The 17,388-nt window shown below is 61.8% G+C and carries 17 protein-coding genes and 1 riboswitch; of the genes, 9 read left to right on the forward strand and 8 right to left on the reverse strand.

Annotation, left to right across the window (positions count from 1 at the left end; genetic code table 11):
- Positions 1–29: 29 nt before the first annotated feature.
- From EQV97_RS13300 to EQV97_RS13310, 3 genes are read right to left on the reverse strand one after another with little or no spacing between them, the layout of a single operon-like run.
- Positions 30–818, reverse strand: a complete 789-nt coding sequence (locus tag EQV97_RS13300; protein WP_122839203.1) for an ABC transporter permease — start codon at positions 816–818, stop codon at positions 30–32.
- A complete protein-coding gene (locus tag EQV97_RS13305; protein ID WP_045062196.1) occupies positions 815–1,735 on the reverse strand; it encodes an ABC transporter permease in 921 nt (306 codons plus the stop codon). The genes EQV97_RS13300 and EQV97_RS13305 overlap by 4 nt, the downstream gene beginning before the upstream one ends.
- A 23-nt stretch (positions 1,736–1,758) precedes the next feature.
- Positions 1,759–2,886 carry an extracellular solute-binding protein gene (locus tag EQV97_RS13310; protein ID WP_240889052.1) on the reverse strand — a complete coding sequence of 376 codons (1,128 nt, stop codon included), beginning with the start codon at positions 2,884–2,886 and terminating at the stop codon, positions 1,759–1,761.
- A 288-nt stretch (positions 2,887–3,174) separates the two neighbouring features.
- Here EQV97_RS13310 and EQV97_RS13315 point away from each other — a divergent pair, with 288 nt between their 5' ends.
- The 3 genes from EQV97_RS13315 to EQV97_RS13325 all read left to right on the forward strand — a co-directional run bounded on the left by EQV97_RS13315 (position 3,175) and on the right by EQV97_RS13325 (position 6,514).
- On the forward strand, positions 3,175–3,948 hold the full coding sequence (locus tag EQV97_RS13315) for a creatininase (protein WP_122839205.1): 774 nt from the start codon (positions 3,175–3,177) through the stop codon (positions 3,946–3,948).
- Between the two features lie 91 nt (positions 3,949–4,039).
- Positions 4,040–5,428: a GABA permease gene (gabP, locus tag EQV97_RS13320; protein ID WP_122839206.1), complete on the forward strand. Its 1,389-nt coding sequence runs from the start codon at positions 4,040–4,042 to the stop codon at positions 5,426–5,428.
- 108 nt (positions 5,429–5,536) lie between these two features.
- Complete coding sequence (locus EQV97_RS13325; RefSeq protein WP_122839207.1) at positions 5,537–6,514, forward strand: GlxA family transcriptional regulator; 978 nt, start codon at positions 5,537–5,539, stop codon at positions 6,512–6,514.
- Between the two features lie 30 nt (positions 6,515–6,544).
- On the opposite strand, the gene EQV97_RS13330 is transcribed toward EQV97_RS13325, so the two are convergent.
- Positions 6,545–6,946, reverse strand: a complete 402-nt coding sequence (locus EQV97_RS13330) for a VOC family protein (RefSeq protein WP_240889053.1) — start codon at positions 6,944–6,946, stop codon at positions 6,545–6,547.
- A gap of 192 nt (positions 6,947–7,138) precedes the next feature.
- Positions 7,139–7,334: riboswitch (cobalamin riboswitch) on the forward strand.
- Positions 7,335–7,477: 143 nt separating this feature from the next.
- Between EQV97_RS13330 and EQV97_RS13335 the strand changes: the two genes are divergently transcribed.
- From EQV97_RS13335 to EQV97_RS13345, 3 genes are read left to right on the forward strand one after another with little or no spacing between them, the layout of a single operon-like run.
- On the forward strand, positions 7,478–8,491 hold the full coding sequence (locus EQV97_RS13335) for an ABC transporter substrate-binding protein (protein WP_201147355.1): 1,014 nt from the start codon (positions 7,478–7,480) through the stop codon (positions 8,489–8,491).
- On the forward strand, positions 8,488–9,504 hold the full coding sequence (locus EQV97_RS13340) for an iron ABC transporter permease (protein ID WP_122839209.1): 1,017 nt from the start codon (positions 8,488–8,490) through the stop codon (positions 9,502–9,504). The genes EQV97_RS13335 and EQV97_RS13340 overlap by 4 nt, the downstream gene beginning before the upstream one ends.
- Complete coding sequence (locus tag EQV97_RS13345; RefSeq protein ID WP_240889054.1) at positions 9,501–10,286, forward strand: ABC transporter ATP-binding protein; 786 nt, start codon at positions 9,501–9,503, stop codon at positions 10,284–10,286. Before EQV97_RS13340 ends, EQV97_RS13345 begins: the two co-directional genes overlap by 4 nt.
- 10 nt (positions 10,287–10,296) lie before the next feature.
- Here EQV97_RS13345 and EQV97_RS13350 read toward each other — a convergent pair whose 3' ends face one another.
- The 3 genes from EQV97_RS13350 to EQV97_RS13360 all read right to left on the reverse strand — a co-directional run bounded on the left by EQV97_RS13350 (position 10,297) and on the right by EQV97_RS13360 (position 13,868).
- Positions 10,297–11,397 carry a polyamine ABC transporter substrate-binding protein gene (locus EQV97_RS13350; protein ID WP_240889055.1) on the reverse strand — a complete coding sequence of 367 codons (1,101 nt, stop codon included), beginning with the start codon at positions 11,395–11,397 and terminating at the stop codon, positions 10,297–10,299.
- A gap of 82 nt (positions 11,398–11,479) precedes the next feature.
- Positions 11,480–12,292 (reverse strand): carbon-nitrogen hydrolase family protein, encoded by an 813-nt coding sequence (locus EQV97_RS13355; protein WP_240889056.1) that lies wholly within the window; start codon positions 12,290–12,292, stop codon positions 11,480–11,482.
- Between the two features lie 244 nt (positions 12,293–12,536).
- Positions 12,537–13,868, reverse strand: a complete 1,332-nt coding sequence (locus tag EQV97_RS13360) for a PLP-dependent aminotransferase family protein (RefSeq protein ID WP_240889057.1) — start codon at positions 13,866–13,868, stop codon at positions 12,537–12,539.
- Between the two features lie 82 nt (positions 13,869–13,950).
- Between EQV97_RS13360 and EQV97_RS13365 the strand changes: the two genes are divergently transcribed.
- Together EQV97_RS13365 and EQV97_RS13370 are read left to right on the forward strand one after the other, a co-directional pair.
- Positions 13,951–14,847, forward strand: coding sequence for a DMT family transporter (locus EQV97_RS13365; RefSeq protein WP_122839214.1), 897 nt, complete (start codon positions 13,951–13,953; stop codon positions 14,845–14,847).
- Between the two features lie 63 nt (positions 14,848–14,910).
- Complete coding sequence (locus tag EQV97_RS13370; RefSeq protein WP_122839215.1) at positions 14,911–15,219, forward strand: NIPSNAP family protein; 309 nt, start codon at positions 14,911–14,913, stop codon at positions 15,217–15,219.
- Between the two features lies 1 nt (position 15,220).
- Here EQV97_RS13370 and EQV97_RS13375 read toward each other — a convergent pair whose 3' ends face one another.
- Positions 15,221–15,892, reverse strand: a complete 672-nt coding sequence (locus tag EQV97_RS13375; RefSeq protein ID WP_240889058.1) for a DUF2268 domain-containing putative Zn-dependent protease — start codon at positions 15,890–15,892, stop codon at positions 15,221–15,223.
- Positions 15,893–15,973: 81 nt separating this feature from the next.
- Between EQV97_RS13375 and EQV97_RS13380 the strand changes: the two genes are divergently transcribed.
- Positions 15,974–17,386 (forward strand): M15 family metallopeptidase, encoded by a 1,413-nt coding sequence (locus EQV97_RS13380; RefSeq protein WP_240889059.1) that lies wholly within the window; start codon positions 15,974–15,976, stop codon positions 17,384–17,386.
- Positions 17,387–17,388: the final 2 nt, after the last annotated feature.

The raw sequence follows: 17,388 nt of genomic DNA on the forward strand, positions 1-17,388 counted from the left end.
TTGGAGGGGTGTAGGGGCGCTCGTCGCGGTCAGGCGTTGCGCCGACGCATCAACAGCATTTGCGCGAAGATCACCAGGCTCATGGTGGTAATGAAGACAATCGTGCCGATAGCGTTGATGGTCGGGCTCACCTGGCCTTGCAAGGTATTGAGGATGCGCACCGGAACGGTCTCGTTCAGGCCCGAGACGAACCAGGCCACCGCGAACTCGTCGAAGGACACTGCCATGGTCACGAACAACGCGGCGAAGATGCTCGGCGCAGTGAATGGCAGGATCACGAAGCGCATGGCCTTCCACTGGTTGGCTCCCAGGTTCCACGCCGCCGCCTCGATATGGGGATCCATCTGCGCCAGCCGCATGCGGATGACTGCCATGGCGAACGGCGTGCACATCACGATATGGCTGATCATCACTGCGTAGATCGACCCTGACAGACCTACCCGGGAAAGGAACGCCAGCATCGCCAGGCCCATGATCACCACCGGAATGGTCGGCGGCAGCGTCGCGAGTGCCATGTAGATCGACTTGCCGAAAAACTGGTAACGAAAGTCGGTATAGGCCGCAGTGAAACCCAATAGAGTCGAAACCAGTGACACCACCACGCCCACCAGCAGACTGTTCCTGAACGCCTGCCAGACTGCCGGATCCGCAGCGATGACCTCGTACCAGTGCAGGCTGAAACCGCCCAGGGGCAAGGACGGAAAGCGGTCGATATTGAACGAGAACACAAAGCTGCCGGCAATGGGCGTGAAGATGAACATGAACACCAGCACGACAAAGCTGCGCAGCAGGAAGTTGATCAGGCGATGCTCGTTCATGGGCGTCTCCGATAAGCAAAGCGAACCGCAGCAAAGGCCGTGATCAGCAGCGTGATGATCATGACCGTCGCAATCACCGCTGCACGGGGCCATTGCTGACCGGACTTGGTGGTGTCGGTGATCAGGGTGCTGAGGGTCGGTGGTTGACCGCCGCCCAGGTACAGCGGGCTGACAAAATCACCGAAGGTCAGGATGAAACAGAACAGCGCCGCCACGACGATGCCAATCCGCGCCGAAGGTATGACCACCAGCAGCACGGTGCGCCAACGCCCGCTGCCGAGGTTGTGCGCGGCCTCGATCAACGAACGATCGATGTACATCAGGCTGAACAATTGCAGCAGCACCACCAGGGGCAGGCACAGGGTGAAGTAGCCGACATAGGTGCCGACGGTGGTGTTCAACATGGCCACCGAGCCGATGCCGAGCAGCCCCAGCGCCGCGTTGAGAATCCCGTTGTCGCTCAGGAACACCTGCCACGAATACGTGCGCACCAGATAGCTGGTGAAAAACGGCGTGATCAGCAGCAGTACCAGTAGCTGCCGGGCAGAATCGCGAAACTTGAAGGCAATGGTGTAGGCACACGGAAACGCCACCAGGCTGACCAGTACAGTGGCGCCCGCCGCCATGGCCAGGGTGTGCACATAGGCGTCCCAGAAGAACCCGCGGCTGAACATGTAGCTCCAGTTCAGCCACTCGAAGGTCGGCACCATCCGAAAGTTGCGCACCACCCAGAAACTGATCGCCACCAGGAAGGCCAGCGGAAACACGAAAAAAACCAGTTGCCAGATCAGGATCGGCAGCGAAAAACACAGCCCGAACCACGGCACGTGCACGGCCTTCCTGGTGGTGCGCTGGCGTATGGCGGGGCTGCTGTCGGACAGTACCGGCGGTGAAGTCTTCAACTTGTCTGAAATCATTGCCACCTTCTCCACGCGTCTTGTCAGGCACCCTTGTATTGCGACCAGAAGTCGTTCCAGTCTTCCAGGCTCTGCTGGACCGGCAGCTCGCGATACTTGATGCGGCCGTCGCGGATGTCATCCATGACGTTGCGTTGTCCCAGCACCATGCCCTGGCGCCTGGCTTCGGCGAGATCGGACTGGTTGAGCAGCTCCCAACCTTTTTTACTGGGAATAAGCGCGGGGTACGCGGCCATTTTTGCCGACTTGACCTGGCCCTGGGGTGAGGTGATGTACTGGATGAACTTCTTCGCCAGATCCGGACTGTGGGCTTTCCGGGCGATGCAGTAGGACTCCGTCCATTGCAGCCCGCCCTCCTTGGGCAACACGGTTTTTACCGGAGCGCCGGCGCGCTGCAGGACCCCGGTGATCCAGTCGCCAATGCCGCACATGGCATGCACCTGGCCGTTTTTCAGCGAAGAAAAGGTCCCGCCATAATCGAAGAAGCCGCCGATTTGCGGGCGCAGGCTCATGAGTTTCTGCTGCACGCTTTGCCAATGCGCGGCATCGATGTCATAAGGCCGCGCGTTGCCGTCAAGCAGGCTGATCTGCCCCAGGTTGGGCAGGTGCCAGTCGAAGTGCCCGACCTTGCCCTTGAGGCTATCGTCCCAGAACAGGTCGTAGCTTTGCACCTTGGCTTCGGGAACCAGTTGAGTGTTGTAGGCAATGCCCAGGAATCCGAAGCGGATCAGCACCGAATAAAGCTTGTCGCCCTGCCAGTGCCCTGGAAAATGCTGGAACTCGGGGTAGAAATCATCAAAGGGGTAATCCGCCGGATCGAGTTGCTCGATGTATTCGGCAGCGTTGAGTTGTTGCACGTATTCAGCATCGGACAGGATCAAGTCAAAGGTGCCGGGCGGCGATTGCGAGATCAGCCCCAGCATGTTGTCGCCGCCGGTGTAGTACTTGGCCCGGACCTTGACCCCGTACTGGCGCTCGAAATCGGCAACGATGTCCGGCTCGGCGTGCCCGGCCCACGCCAGGATGACCAGTTCTTTTTCCGCAGCGGCGAAGCTTCTCGCCGGTAGTAAGCCGCACAGCGCCGCGGTGCCTGCGAGGATGCCGGAAGTCTTGAGGAAGGTACGGCGTGAAAGGTCGATGCGCTTGTTCATGACATGTTTCCCCGGGTGTTGGAAGTGCCTCATCCGTGTCGCGGCCAAGCCCACGCATCCTTGGCTGGCTGGCAGCATTGCAGCAGATCGCCATCAGTGTTTTTTGTGCACGCCCGACCTGCAATTGATCAGACCCGACCTGTGGCCGCCACAAGGAGCTGCATGAGGCCGTAATGCCAACTACGGGTCGGATTTGGACAAATCTGCCACCTGCCAATCTGATCGAATCGTTTTACCCGCCACGGCCTGAAAATGACCTGTGGGTCAATTACTTAGATGGGTGTACAGATGAACAACAGCGTCGTCATTGGAGAACTCACCTGGCCGGAATACGCGGCAAAAGTCGCGACCGGCTGCCCGATCTTCCTGCCGGTGGGCGCTCTGGAGCAGCACGGACACCACATGTGCATGGAGGTCGATGTCCTGCTGCCCACCGCGATCTGCAAGGCGGTGGCGCATAACGTCAGTGGCCTGGTGTTGCCCGCACTGGCGTACGGCTACAAGTCCCAGCAGAAATCCGGCGGTGGCAATCACTTTCCTGGCACCACCAGCCTCGATGGCGCCACCCTCACCCACACCGTGCAGGACATCATTCGCGAGCTGGCACGCCACGGAGCGCGCAAGCTGGTGCTGATGAATGGGCATTTTGAAAACTCGATGTTCATCGTCGAGGGCATCGACCTGGCGCTGCGCGAACTGCGCTATGGCGGCATCACCGACTTCAAGGTGGTGGTGCTGTCCTACTGGGATTTCGTCAACGATCCGGCCGTCATAGCCAAGCTGTACCCCGAGGGCTTCCTCGGCTGGGATATCGAGCACGGCGGCGTCTTCGAAACTTCGCTGATGCTGGCCTTGCACCCGGACAAGGTCGATCTCGACCGGGCGGTGGATCATCCCCCCGCCACCTTCCCGCCCTACGACGTCTTCCCGATCATCCCAGAGCGCACGCCCGCGTGCGGCACGCTGTCTTCGCCTAAAGGTTCCAGCCGCGAGAAAGGCCAGTTGATCCTCGACGTCTGCGTGTCCGGTATCAGCGCTGCGGTACGCGAAGCCTTCGCTTGAATGACTTGAACAGCGCACGGACGTGCCCGACCAGGTAACACTGCGGTTAACGCTTCACCCTCTCAAATACAACAAAAAAAGGGTAAGTCTCATGTCCAGTTCCTCAACTCTGGCGCCAGGCCTCAAGCAGCGTCACGTCACCATGTTGTCCATCGCCGGAGCCATTGGCGCCGGCCTGTTCATCGGCTCGGGCCACGCCATCGCGTCGGCCGGACCTGCGGCGATCCTGGCGTATATATTTTCCGGCACCCTGGTGGTGCTGGTCATGCGCATGCTTGGCGAAATGGCTGTGGCCTCGCCCGACACCGGGTCGTTTTCCACCTACGCCGAACGCGCCATGGGCCGCAGTGCCGGCTTCACCATCGGCTGGCTCTATTGGTGGTTCTGGGTGCTGGTGATTCCCATCGAAGCCATCGCTGCCGCCGCCATCCTCCACGCCTGGTTCCCGTCCATCCAGACTTGGGAGTTCGCCATAGCGGTCACCGGGCTACTGACCCTGACCAACCTGTTCAGCGTGGCGCGCTACGGCGAGTTCGAATTCTGGTTTGCCATGCTTAAAGTCATCGCCGTGCTGGGGTTCATCGCCCTCGGTGCGCTGGCGCTGGCGGGTGGGCTGCCCGAGACCACCGTCAGTGGCGTGGCCCAGCTCAGCAAGGAGTTCGGCGGCTTCATGCCCAATGGCTGGACCGCCGTCATCGGCGCGATGCTCACTACGGTGTTCAGTTTCATGGGCACCGAGATTGTTACCATTGCCGCAGCCGAATCGCAGAACCCGTCGAAGCAGATCACCCGTGCGACCAACTCGGTCGTGTGGCGAATGGGGATTTTCTACATCGTCTCGGTGTTCCTGATCATCTCCATCGTTCCCTGGAATGACCCGATGCTGGTGACAGTGGGCTCGTATCAACGAGCGCTGGAGCTGATGAACATTCCCCACGCGAAGATGATCGTCGACATCGTGGTCCTGATTGCCGTCGCCAGCTGCCTGAACTCCGCCATCTATACCGCCTCGCGCATGGTCTACTCCCTGAGCAAACGGGGCGACGGCCCGCGCATCCTGCAGAAAACCTCAGGCTCCGGCGTACCCTACATCGCCGTGCTGGCCAGCACCGCAGTGGGCTTCCTGACCACGGCACTGAATTACTTTGCCCCCAACGAGGTGTTCGCTTTCCTGCTGGCCAGTTCCGGAGCCGTGGCCTTACTGGTGTACCTGGCGATTGCCGTGTCGCAGCTGATATTGCGCAGCAAGATGAACGCCTCGGGACACCCGATCGTCTTCAAGATGTGGTTCTACCCGTGGCTCAGCTACCTGGTGATTTTGTGCATTCTGAGCATCCTGACCGTCATGCTGATTCTGCCTCAGCACCGCATGGAAGTGCTGGCCACCGGTGCGCTGACCCTGTCCATCGTGTGCATGGGCGCTATTTTCAAGGCCAGGATACGTCCTGCGCCAGCTTCTCCTGAAACCCGCAACGCCTGAGGTTCAATAGCGTCAAGCTGCCCCCCGTTCACCTCTTTCCGGCCGCTTTCCCACCACGAAGCTGGCCGGTTTTTTTATTTGTACAAGCGCAGAACAAGAGGATGGCCCATGTCTGCCTACGAACAACGGCCAGTGAAAACCGTGGGTTTTCTGGTCATCCAGAACTTCACCACCATCGGCTTCGCCTCCGCCGTGGAAACCTTGCGCATGGCCAACATGGCCGCCCGCCAGCCGATGTACCGCACCCTGATCATCGCCGCCAGCCTGGAGCCGGTCACCGCCAGCAACGGCATGCGCATCCTGCCCGACTACTCGATCGAAGACGCACCGAAACTCGACATGTTGTTTGTGGTGGGCTCCAACCCGATCGTGTCCAACCACAGCAGCCGACCGTTGCTCGGCTGGCTGCGCAAACTGGCGCATCTGCAGGTGCCCCTGGGCGGTATCTGCACCGGCAGCCACTTGCTCGCCCGGGCTGACCTGCTCAAGGGTTACCGCTGCACGATCCACTGGGAGGACTACGAGGCGTTGAGCGAGCGCTTTCCCGGGATCGTCATTTCCAACCAGTTGTTCGAACTCGATCGCGACCGCTACACCTGCTCCGGCGGAGTGGCGGCCATGGACATGACGTTGCAGTTGATCGCCCGTGAACCTGGCGGGCGGGACATCGCCACACATGCTGCGGAACTGCTGTTGTGTGATCGCGCCCGAGGCGCTCAGGAACGCCAGCGCGTGCCGCTGCGGCAGAAGCTCGGCACCTCCCAGCCCAAGCTCAGCCAGATTGTGGCGATCATGGAAGCCAACATCGAGGAGCCGCTGGGGCTGGAAGAACTGGCGCGCTTGAACGAGGTGTCGGTGCGGCAACTGGAGCGACTGTTTCACAAACACCTCAAGCGCACACCCAGCCAGTACTACCTGGAGCTGCGCCTGTCCCGGGCCCGGCAGCTGCTGCTGCGTAGCGAGGCGCAGGTCCGCGATGTCGCCCTGGCGTGCGGCTTCGTTTCGCCGGCACATTTCTCCAAGTGCTACAGCCGCTATTTTGGTCTGTCGCCGATGGGGGAGCGCCGGCAGGTGGCGGTGCACTAGACGTCTTGTGTTGGCTGCACTGACGCCTTCTCACTCCAACCCATCCGCATGCACAAAGCACAATTTGTTGCCCTCCGGATCCCTGCAATAGGCGCCGAAATAATCCGGTGAGTAATGCGCGCGTATCCCGGGGGCCCCCTCATCCGTCGCGCCTGTGGCGATGGCCGCTGACCAGGCGGCCTGCACCTGCTCGCGCGAGCGGCAGGCAAAGCTGACCTGGGTGCCATTACCCCAGTTCGCCGGTAACCCGTTGTAGGGCAGCTGGATGAAGAACTGTGGCCAGCACTTTCCCGGATACTGCCAGCCCGAGCCCGGTGGGCCGCCATCGTTTTCGTCTGGCATGCGCTCCAGGCCCAGGGGTTGGAGGATCGTGTCGTAGAAGGTGGTCATGGCGGCGAGATCGCGGGCGCCTAGGATAATGTGGCTGAACATGGCTGGGCTCCTGGGGTGGAGTGGGCTGTTGCTGGATTGCTGGATTGATGAGATTAGCTCAAAGGCAAGATCAAGAGATCGCAGCCTCGTTGCACTCGACAGCTCCTACACAGCTCCTACACAGCTCCTACGCCGCTCCTGCGCAGCTCCTGCGGGAATTGGGCACGCGGGTTCCCCAAGGGCAGCCGGATCGACTACCATGCCGCCGCCGGTTTCCACATGGGATTAATAGGGAATCCGTGATGCTCGCGCAGCATTAAACGGAACTGCCCCCGCAACTGTAGGTGCTGAGCCTGCTCCACGACTGCCACTGGGATCGCTCCCGGGAAGGCCGGAGCCAGGTGATGACGCACCAGTCAGGAGACCTGCCGGCCAAGCAAATCACTAACCGGCGGGGTGTCCGGGAAGGACATCCTTGGCGCGCGGGTCATCTTGGTGACCAGCCGTGCACTGCATTTGCGGCAGCGTTCGATGATGTGTTTCCAGACCGTATTGCCCTGCTCCGTTTACGGTTCAACTGGAGATCGCCCCATGCTGCTGCCCCGCTTCGCCACCCTCTGCACGGGCCTGGGTCTGTGCGCCCTCGCCCAGGCGGCACCGACGCAATACCCCCTGACCGTGGAGAACTGCGGCAGCACGCTGACCTTCCAGCAGGCACCGAGCCGAGCAGTGACCATCGGCCAGGCCGGCACCGAAATGCTTTATGCCATGGGATTGAGCGACCGGCTGGTGGGCACCTCGCTGTGGTTCAACGACGTGCTGGGCCGCTACAAGACCGAGAACGACAAGGTGCCGCGCCTGGCTGACAACGAGCCGAGCTTCGAGGCGGTAATTGGCAAGCGGCCACAGCTGGTGGCAGTGGAACTGGAGTGGATGGTCGGCCCGCAAGGCGCCGTCGGCACTCGCGAACAATTCCATGAGTTGCAGATTCCCACTTACCTGATGCCTTCCGACTGCGAAGCCAAGGACAACCTGGTGGGCGCCGACGGCACGCGTCTCGAAGCGTTTCGCATCGACAGCCTGTACAAGAGCGTCAGCCAGCTGGCGGCAATCTTCGATGTGCAGGCGCGTGGCGAGAAGTTGAACGCCGAGCTCAAGGCCAGCCTGGCGAAGTCCATTGCCATGGTGCAAAACAAGGACCTCAAGCACACCAGCGCGCTGTTCTGGTTCTCCAGCGCCAGCCTGGATATCGACCCCTATGTCGCCGGCCACAAGGGCATTCCCGATTTCATGCTCAATACCCTGGGCGTGCGCAACGTAGTGCAGTCCGACGAAGAATGGCCAACGGTGGGCTGGGAAACCATTGCCAAGGCCAACCCGACATTCCTGGTGATTGCCCGTATGGATCGGCGCCGCTTCCCGGCTGACGACCATGAAAAGAAACTGGCCTTCCTGCGCAGTGACCCGGTCACGCGCAACATGGACGCGGTGAAAAACAATCGCATCATCATCCTCGACGCCATGGCGATGCAGGCCAGCCTGCGGATGTTCGATGGCCTGGAAACACTGGCCACCGCCATCAACGGCTACGACTTGCCGAAATGACCGGGACGCTGATTCGCACGCTGCTGGCCTTCGTCACACTGCTGCTGGCGGTGATCGCCGGCGTGGCCATTGGTGAAACGCCGATCGAGCCGGGCGTGGTGTTCCAGGTATTGGCCAACAAGTTGTGGTCCGCCGGTCATGTGCTCGACCCGATCGACGAAGGCATCGTCTGGAACTACCGCCTGACCCGGGCACTGGTGGCCGCGGCTTGTGGTGCAGGCCTGGCCACCTGTGGGGTGATCCTGCAATCACTGTTGCGCAATCCACTCGCCGATCCCTACCTGCTGGGTATCTCCGCCGGGGCTTCCACAGGGGCGGTGCTGGTGGCGTTGCTGGGGCTGGGCGCGGGGGCCATTTCGTTATCCGTCGGCGCTTTCGCCGGGGCTGTCGCAGCCTTCGTCCTGGTGATTTTGCTGGCGCGGGTCAGCGGGTCATCCAGCGGCACCGGGCAGATCATCCTGGCCGGCATTGCCGGCTCGCAATTGTTCAACGCGCTGACGGCGTTCCTGATCACCAAGTCCGCCAGTGCCGAGCAGGCTCGCGGCATCCTGTTCTGGCTGCTGGGCAATCTCAGTGGCGTGCGCTGGCCGTCGGTGTGGTTATCGGTGCCCGTGGCCCTGCTTGGCCTGGCGGTGTGCCTGTGGCACCGGCGGGCGCTGGACGCGTTCACGTTCGGGGTCGATTCCGCAGCCTCCCTTGGCATCCCGGTGCGCCGGGTCCAGTTCATATTGGTGGGCAGCGCGGCGCTGGTGACAGCGGTGATGGTATCGATCGTCGGCTCCATCGGTTTTGTGGGGCTGGTCATTCCCCATGCTGTGCGCCTGTTGCTGGGCACCCGTCACGCCCGCCTGCTGCCTGCCAGCGCACTGGGTGGCGCGCTGTTCCTGATCGCGGCTGACGTGTTATCGAGGACGTTGATCAAGGGCCAGGTAATTCCGGTCGGGGTCATCACCGCACTGGTGGGCGCACCGGTGTTTGCGTTGATCCTGGTCGGGCGGAGGAATGCCCGGTGAGCCGTGAAGAGTCGGTATTGAGCTGTGCCGGGCTGGGTTTCGATGTCCGCGAGGTGCAGTTGTTGCACGACATCGATCTGCACATTCAACGCGGGGAAACGTTGGGCATCGTCGGGCCCAATGGCTCTGGCAAGTCGACTTTGCTCAAGTTGCTCGCCGGGGTACGCGAGCCGTCCCGGGGCGGAGTGTTCCTGGGCGGCACACGCCTGGGCAAGCTGCCACGGCGAACGATTGCGCAAACCCTGGCCGTAGTTGAACAGCAGGCGAACACCGAGGATGCCATCAGTGTGCTCGACGCCGTTGCCCTGGGGCGAACCCCCTGGCTGTCAGCGTTGCGCCCATGGTCCCGGGAAGACGCACACATTGTCGAGCGGGCGTTGGTTGACGTCGATGCCGCGCACTTGAAAAATCGCACCTGGCGCAGCCTCTCCGGCGGTGAGCGCCAGCGCGTGCACATCGCTCGCGCCCTGGCCCAGCGGCCGCAAATCCTGCTGCTGGATGAGCCCACCAATCACCTGGACATCCAGCATCAGCTGTCGATTTTACAGGTGGTGCATGCCCTGCCCGTCACCACGGTGATCGCCCTGCACGATCTCAACCAGGCACTCACCTGTGACCGCCTGGCCGTGCTCGAGCGCGGTCGACTGGTGGCGCTGGGCGCCCCCGTGGAAGTGCTCACGCCCAAGCGCCTGCAAGACACGTTCGGCGTGCAGGCGCACTACCTGGTCGATCCGTTTGACGGGGCGCAGATCCTGCGTTTTCGCGGTGCGCCTGGTCTGTGAATCGCGCCAGTCAGGTTCCGCTCTTGACCTTGGTCCAGACCCGGGTACGGATGCGTTCGGTCTTGAGTGGCAGCGGTTTGCCGGGGAACAATGTGGCGAGGGTCGCGGCCGACGGATAGGCGCCCGGATTGTCCCGCAGAACCTGATCGACCAAGGGCGTCGCCGTTTTGTTGGCGTTGGGGTATCCCAGGTAGTTCGAACTCTTGGCAATCACTTCGGGACGCAGCATGTAGTTGATGAAACTCAACCCCTGGGGTGAGTGCGGGGCGTCCTTGAGCAGCACCAGGTTCTCCACCCACACCGACGAACCCTCTTTGGGAATGCGGTAAACCAGCTGACGCCCGTTGCCCGCCTTCGCCACCGCCACCTGAGCGTCATGCACCCCGCCCGACCAGGCCACGACCGCGCAAATATTGCCGTTCGCCAAGTCGGTGATGAACTTTGAAGAGTCGAAGTAGGTGATGTATGGGCGGATCTTCAGCAGCAGCGCCTCGGCCTTGCGATAGTCTTCCGGGTTCTGACTGTCGGCGGGCAGGCCCAGGTAGTGCAAGGCAATGGGGATGATCTCGCCGGGGGAATCCAGCATCGCCACCCCGCACTGGCTGAGTCTGGCAATGTTTTCTTCCTTGAAGATCATGTCCCAGGAGTCCACGGGGGCGTCGGCGCCCAACACCTTCTTGATCTGCTCTACGTCGTAGCCGATGCCGGTAGTGCCCCACATATACGGGACCGCGTATCGGTTGCCCGGGTCGTTGATCGCTACCTTGGCGAGAATGTCCGGGTCGAGGTTGGAACGGTTGCTCAACTGACTGGCGTCCAGTTCCTGGAGCACTCCGGCCTTGATCAGGTTCGGCAGTACGTCGGCGGTGACCACCACTACGTCGTAGCCGGTACGCCCTACCATCAGTTTGCTCTGCATGACCTCGGAGCTGTCGAAGGTATCCAGCACCATGGAAATGCCGCTGTCCTTCTGGAAGTCCTTGGGCGTTTCGGGGGCGATAAAGTCGTACCAGTTATAGAGATTCACGCTTGGGGCATCGGCCCAGCTCGTGCCAACACTGGAACCGCAGAGCACGACCAGGCCTGCGTGCAGCAATCGCTTGAATATCATGAGGTGCTCCTTGGCTGATCTGTTCTTGAAGACACATCAGCCGCTGTGATTATTTTTATCGTAGAGCTGCAAAAGCGCTGCTTTAGGGAATCAACCATTCGCGGCGACCGTCGGGGTGTTCGATCAACTCGCCCGGCAAGCCGAAGCGTTTTTCCGCGTGGTAGTCGTACAGCGCACGGGCCGGAGCGATCCGCGCCATGTCCAGTTCGACGACTTGTCGGCACTCCTGCGCTCCGGCTTCCAGCAAGCGCTGGCCGAAGGGGTCGACCACGGTGCTGCCGCCGGCGTAGGTTTCGCCATCACCCTCGCCCACGCGGTTGACCATCACCGCGAATACCTGGTTTTCCTGGGCCCTGGCGGCGACTGCGGTGCGGTGCACCTGAGCGTAGGGGTGCATGTTGCCGTCGCTGATCAGGATCAGTTGCGCGCCCAGTTCCGCCAGGGCCCGGGCGCTTTCCGGGAACTCGATGTCGTAGCAGATCAGCAATCCGACTCGCACGCCGCGCCATTGCACCGTGGCGTAGCGATCACCCGGCAGCACCAGGCCCGGCTCGGACACCCACAGGTGCGTCTTGCGATAACGCAGTGCGATGCCTTGCGGGGTAATGAACAACAAGGTGTTGTAGAACTGCTCGCCATCGCGTTCGATCAGCCCCACCACCACCGCGACGTCACGCTCCCGGGCCGCCTGGCAGATCGCCTGGACACTGGGCCCGGACAGCGGCTCGGCCAGTGCGGCAATATTGGCGCGATCGAGAAACCCGGTGATCTGCGACTCCGGGAAAATCACGATATCGGTACCTGGCGCACAGGCCGCAACGGCATCCAGGGTGCGCTGCAGGTTGTAGGCGACATCGCCATCGCGACCCGCCATCTGTATGAGTTCAAGCTTCATTGTCGGACCTTTGAGGTGAAATACGTCCCGGCCAGGAAACGAATAACTTTTGCCAGCGGCCAGGCAAGTATGCGTATCACCAAAAAAATTCCTATCACGCTGAGTGAGTAACCCCCAGGGGGTAGACGATGGGTTTGAAGCTGCAGGCTCGCTCCCACAGGGCCGGCGGGCATGGCACTTTTTTCTGATCGGCAAGGACACTGTGGGAGCAAGGCTTGCACGCGACTTTTATGATCTTGCCCGCCTACGAATAAGCCTCCACCATCCACTTCACCCGAGCCAACGCCTGCCCAAGCGTATCAATGTCCACCGACCCCAATGCCAGGCGAATCGCATGGGGGACATGCGCCGAAGTGGCAAACGGCTCGGCCGTCGAAACGGCAATACTCTCCTCCATCAACGCCTTTGTAATCTGGTCCGCCCGGGCATCTTCGCCCAGCGGCAACCACAGGAAATACGACGACGGATGCGTCACGCAGCGCAGCCCATCCAGCGCACGCAACGCAACGATCTGCCTGGCCTGGGCGTCGGCCCGCTTCTGGGCTTCCAGTTGCATCACCGTGCCATCGTCCAGCCAGGCACAGGCAATCGCAGTCATCACCCCCGGGGTGTTCCAGGTGGTGGACCGGATAGCGCGCTCGATGGCGGCCACCTTTTCCAGAGGCGCGGCGACAAAACCGATGCGCAGGCCGGTGGCGATGCTCTTGGATAAACCGGACACATAGACGGTCCGCTCCGGCGCCAACGTAAACAGCGGTGGCGGCGGGTTTTCGCAGAGGAACGCGTAGGCTGCATCCTCGATTATCAGCAGCCCGTGCTTGCGCGAAATTGCCACCAATTGCTCACGTTGCGCGGCAGGCATCACCCAGCCCAAGGGATTGTGCAACGTCGGCATGCTGTACACCGCCCGCACTCGCCGACTGCGGCAAAGTTTTTCCAGGGCCTCGAGATCCGGCCCGCCGGCGCCACCAGGAATCGGCGCGATTTCCAGGTGCAGCGCTTCGGCCAGCACCTTGAAGCCCGAATAGGTCAAGGCGTCTGCGGCGATCACGTCGCCCGGCTTGAGCAGCGCCATCATCGTCACCGCCAGGCCATGCTGGGCGCCGCTGACCATCAGCACTTGAGCGGCATCGACAGTCAGCCCGCGCGCGCCCAGGTGCCGCGCCACCGACGCACGCTCGTGCATGCGCCCCGCATGGGGTTGATAGCGCAACAGCGCCTCCAGGTCACCGCCGGCGGCCAACTGGCGCAATGCACTGCGCAGCATTTCGCCCTGCCCCGGCAGCGACGGATAGTTGAAGTTGAGATCAATCATGCCAGCGACGACTTCCTGCTGGTCGATGCCCAGGTAGGGCGGCAGCGAAGTCTCCCGGACAAAGGTGCCGCGCCCGGTTTCGCCACTCACCAGGCCCATGGCTTCGAGCTCGCCGTACACCCGACTCGCGGTCACCAGCGCCAGACCTTCACGGGTGGCCAGTTGGCGGTGAGTCGGCAAGCGGGTGCCCGGCAGCAGGCGACCGGCACGGATATCGGCGGCAAAGGTATCCACCAGGAATTTGTAACGCGAGCGCGGCATGGGCGATGTATCCATGACAATTTTTTGATTGTTATTGATTCTCGACCCTAGGATGGCTTTCTGCAAATTTGAGTGTGACGAAATGGAACGTGCATCAAGCCTGCAAAACCCTGCTCGGGAAAAGTCCGCGAGCGGCTGGCTCAACGGTTTTATCGGAGTGCTGATCTTCAGCGGCTCGCTGCCCGCCACCCGCCTGGCCGTGCTGGAGTTCGATCCGGTGTTCCTCACGGTGGCCCGCGCCAGCATTGCAGGGTTGCTGGCGCTGTGCATGCTGTGGCTGTTCAGGGAAAAGCGCCCGGCGCGGCATCAACTGGTGCCCCTGACCATCGTCGCATTGGGTGTTGTCCTGGGTTTCCCGCTGTTGACCGCCCTGGCTCTGCAATATGTGACATCCGCCCATTCGATCGTCTTCGTCGGCCTGCTGCCCCTCGCCACGGCGGTGTTTGGCGTACTGCGCGGCGGTGAACGTCCGCGACCGGTGTTCTGGTTGTTCTCGATTCTGGGCAGCCTGCTGGTAGTCGGCTTTGCTCTCTCCCAAGGCGTGACCGCCTCGCCCATCGGCGATTTATTGATGTTGGCGGCGATCCTCGCCTGCGGCCTCGGATATGCCGAAGGCGCAAAGCTGTCCAGGACCCTCGGTGGCTGGCAGGTAATCTGCTGGGCACTGGTGCTGTCGTTGCCGGTGATGGCGCCATTGGCCTGGTGGCTCGCGCCGCCGACCCTCTCGGGCATCACGCCCTCGGCGTGGGTGTGCCTGGGGTACGTGTCGATTTTCAGCATGCTGGTGGGTTTTGTGTTCTGGTATCGCGGACTGGCGCAGGGCGGTATCGCGGCGGTCGGCCAGTTGCAGTTGCTGCAGCCGTTTTTCGGCCTGGCTCTGGCAGCCACGCTGCTGCATGAGCAGGTCAGCCCGGGCATGCTGGGGGTGACGGTGGCGGTGATTTTATGTGTGGCCGGGGCGAAAAAGTTTTCCAGGTAAGATTCGGGCCAGGGCGATCCGTGATTTCATAGCACTTTGATTGGCAATTATTGAGGAAACATCGTGGTCACTTGTTATCTGAAGTACGTGCTTGATCCCTATCAGCTCGAAGCGTTCGAGTACTACGCGAAGCTGTGGATTCCACTGGTTGAAAAATTCGGCGGGCAGCATCACGGCTATTTTCTGCCTTCCGAGGGCGCCAACAATATCGCCATGGCGATGTTCACCTTTGCGAGCCTGGCGGAGTATGAGCGTTATCGCCAGGACTCGATGCAAGACCCGGAGTGCATTGCCGCCTTCAAGTACGCTGAGGAAACCAAGTGCATTCTCAGCTATGAGCGCAGTTTTTTCCGGCCGGTGTTTGGGGATTAACTCAGGTTTTCTGTAAAACCAACCCTGCTTCGACTGCCGAATCGATGATCAAGCTGGCAGGGACATTGATCCAGGTCGCCGCGTCAATGTCACCTGCCCCCGCCAGCCACTGCTCCACCATCTGATAACCAAGGGTGTAGCCCAGCCATCTTGGATGAACGCCGGTGCCGAAGAACCACGCGCTGCGGTCGTAGTAAGTGGCGTCGAGGGCCTGGCGATCGGTCGGAGTGCGCAGCAGATCCTCGCGGTTTACCGCGCTCTCCCAGAGTTCCGCTGTGCTGCCGAGCAGATGCCGGACGAACTGTCCGGCCAGGCCCTCGCTGACCAATGCCTCGCCGAGGGTCCAGCCGTAGCCGGGACCCGCCATGCGCAGGCAGTGATGAACCTCATGGATGATCTGCCGGTGCAGCGTGCCATTGCGCAGGCTCGCCAGGAAATTCGGGTTGGCCGGATCCAGGGTCATCGAGAACATGCTGCTGCGATAAGCGCGCCCGACGATGCCCATTTCCGGGATGGTTTCGCCGGGCAGTACCTGGATCAGAATATCCAGCCTTGGCGGCGGCAGCAGGCGCGAGAGGGTTTGGAAGGCGGCGGCGAATTCGCCAGCCAAATCCGCGCGAAACCCGGCCAGATCGCCCGAGGCTTCCAGCCAATGCAGCGTCCATGAGTCCATTCATCTATCCCTTCTATCGTTGTGGAGGCTAAGCTCAGCCAGCCAAGCGGCCAATCATATCCACCGGAAGCCACTCTGACCATGCGCCTGAGAACTGCAATTTTCGCCCTTCTGAACCTTGCCATGGTGGCCACGGCCAGCGCCGAGTCCCGGCCCGGGCACATGGTGTATTTGCGCACTATCGACCCGAGCATCGAGCAGGACATGCGCTACGCCAGCGCCCATAATTTCACCGGTCGCGCGCTTGAAGGGTATGGCGCCGCCGAGTGCCTGTTGTCCCTGGAGACCGCACAGGCCCTGGCCCGGGTGCAGTCATCCCTGCGGGCCGAAGGCTATGGCTTGAAGGTTTTCGACTGCTATCGTCCCAACCGCGCAGTGGCCGACATGGGCCGCTTTGCGACAGAGCCGGGCGACCCGCGCAAGACCGAGTTTTACCCTCGGGTAGATAAGCAGGACTTCTGGCGACTGGGTTATGTGGCGCGGGTTTCCGGCCACTCCAAAGGCTCAACCGTCGACCTGACCCTGACCGGACCGCAAGCGCTGCCAGCCGCCAAATGGACGCCGGCGGCTTCGCAGGCAGACTGCACCGCGCCCGTTGACCAGCGGTGGCATGATGGAGCTGTCGACATGGGCACCGGTTTCGATTGTTTCGACGAGCGCGCCCACACCGCCAGCGCCGCGATCAATGCCACGGCAAAAGCCAATCGCCTGCGGCTCACCAGCGCGATGGAAAAGGCGGGCTTTTCCGGCTATTCGAAGGAGTGGTGGCACTTCACCTACGCGGGCGAAGGCGCGAAAAAACAGGTGATGGATTTCCCGATCACCCCCCTGGGCGCTCGCGATCTGATCGACGCCAGCCAGCAGTTGATCGTGGTCACCAGCAAAAGCTGGGACGACATCCAGGGCAGCGCCCAGCGCTATGAACGCGATGGCAGCACCTTGCGCAAAGCCGGCGACGCCTTTGCGGTAGTAGTTGGCAAGCACGGGATGGCCTGGGGCAAGGGTTCGTTCGAACCCGGCCCAGGCCCGGTCAAACGTGAAGGCGACGGCAAGGCACCTGCCGGTGTATTCACCTTGGGCACGGCATTCGGTTTCGATCCAGCCGCGCCGACAAAGCTGCCTTACCTGACGCTGACGCCATCCACCGAATGCGTGGATGACAGCCAATCCACGCGCTACAACGAACTGGTCGACGGCGCCGCCATTGCCAAAGACTGGAACAGCTCCGAGCGCATGCGCAGCGAGGACGTGCTGTATCGCCAAGGCATCTTCATCGATCACAACACCCCGGCGACCCGCGGCGCAGGCTCGTGCATCTTCTTCCACATCTGGCGCAGCCCCACCTCGCCAACGGCGGGTTGCACGGCCATGGACACGGCGGACATCACCCGCTTGCTAGGCTGGCTGGACCCTCGTCAATTGCCACTGCTGGTGCAAATGCCCGAGGCGAAGTACGAGCAGGTTCGCGCGTCCTGGGGCCTGCCGGCACGCTGATT

Source organism: Pseudomonas sp. TMW22090 (assembly GCF_022496665.1).
GTDB lineage: Bacteria > Pseudomonadota > Gammaproteobacteria > Pseudomonadales > Pseudomonadaceae > Aquipseudomonas > Aquipseudomonas gregormendelii.

Coding starts and splice junctions, on each gene's coding strand:
- EQV97_RS13300 (WP_122839203.1), bottom strand. CDS start 818: ATGAACGAGCATCGCCTGATCAACTTCCTGCTGCGCAGCTTTGTCGTG.
- EQV97_RS13305 (WP_045062196.1), bottom strand. CDS start 1,735: ATGATTTCAGACAAGTTGAAGACTTCACCGCCGGTACTGTCCGACAGC.
- EQV97_RS13310 (WP_240889052.1), bottom strand. CDS start 2,886: ATGAACAAGCGCATCGACCTTTCACGCCGTACCTTCCTCAAGACTTCC.
- EQV97_RS13315 (WP_122839205.1), top strand. CDS start 3,175: ATGAACAACAGCGTCGTCATTGGAGAACTCACCTGGCCGGAATACGCG.
- gabP (WP_122839206.1), top strand. CDS start 4,040: ATGTCCAGTTCCTCAACTCTGGCGCCAGGCCTCAAGCAGCGTCACGTC.
- EQV97_RS13325 (WP_122839207.1), top strand. CDS start 5,537: ATGTCTGCCTACGAACAACGGCCAGTGAAAACCGTGGGTTTTCTGGTC.
- EQV97_RS13330 (WP_240889053.1), bottom strand. CDS start 6,946: ATGTTCAGCCACATTATCCTAGGCGCCCGCGATCTCGCCGCCATGACC.
- EQV97_RS13335 (WP_201147355.1), top strand. CDS start 7,478: ATGCTGCTGCCCCGCTTCGCCACCCTCTGCACGGGCCTGGGTCTGTGC.
- EQV97_RS13340 (WP_122839209.1), top strand. CDS start 8,488: ATGACCGGGACGCTGATTCGCACGCTGCTGGCCTTCGTCACACTGCTG.
- EQV97_RS13350 (WP_240889055.1), bottom strand. CDS start 11,397: ATGATATTCAAGCGATTGCTGCACGCAGGCCTGGTCGTGCTCTGCGGT.
- EQV97_RS13355 (WP_240889056.1), bottom strand. CDS start 12,292: ATGAAGCTTGAACTCATACAGATGGCGGGTCGCGATGGCGATGTCGCC.
- EQV97_RS13360 (WP_240889057.1), bottom strand. CDS start 13,868: ATGCCGCGCTCGCGTTACAAATTCCTGGTGGATACCTTTGCCGCCGAT.
- EQV97_RS13365 (WP_122839214.1), top strand. CDS start 13,951: ATGGAACGTGCATCAAGCCTGCAAAACCCTGCTCGGGAAAAGTCCGCG.
- EQV97_RS13375 (WP_240889058.1), bottom strand. CDS start 15,892: ATGGACTCATGGACGCTGCATTGGCTGGAAGCCTCGGGCGATCTGGCC.
- EQV97_RS13380 (WP_240889059.1), top strand. CDS start 15,974: ATGCGCCTGAGAACTGCAATTTTCGCCCTTCTGAACCTTGCCATGGTG.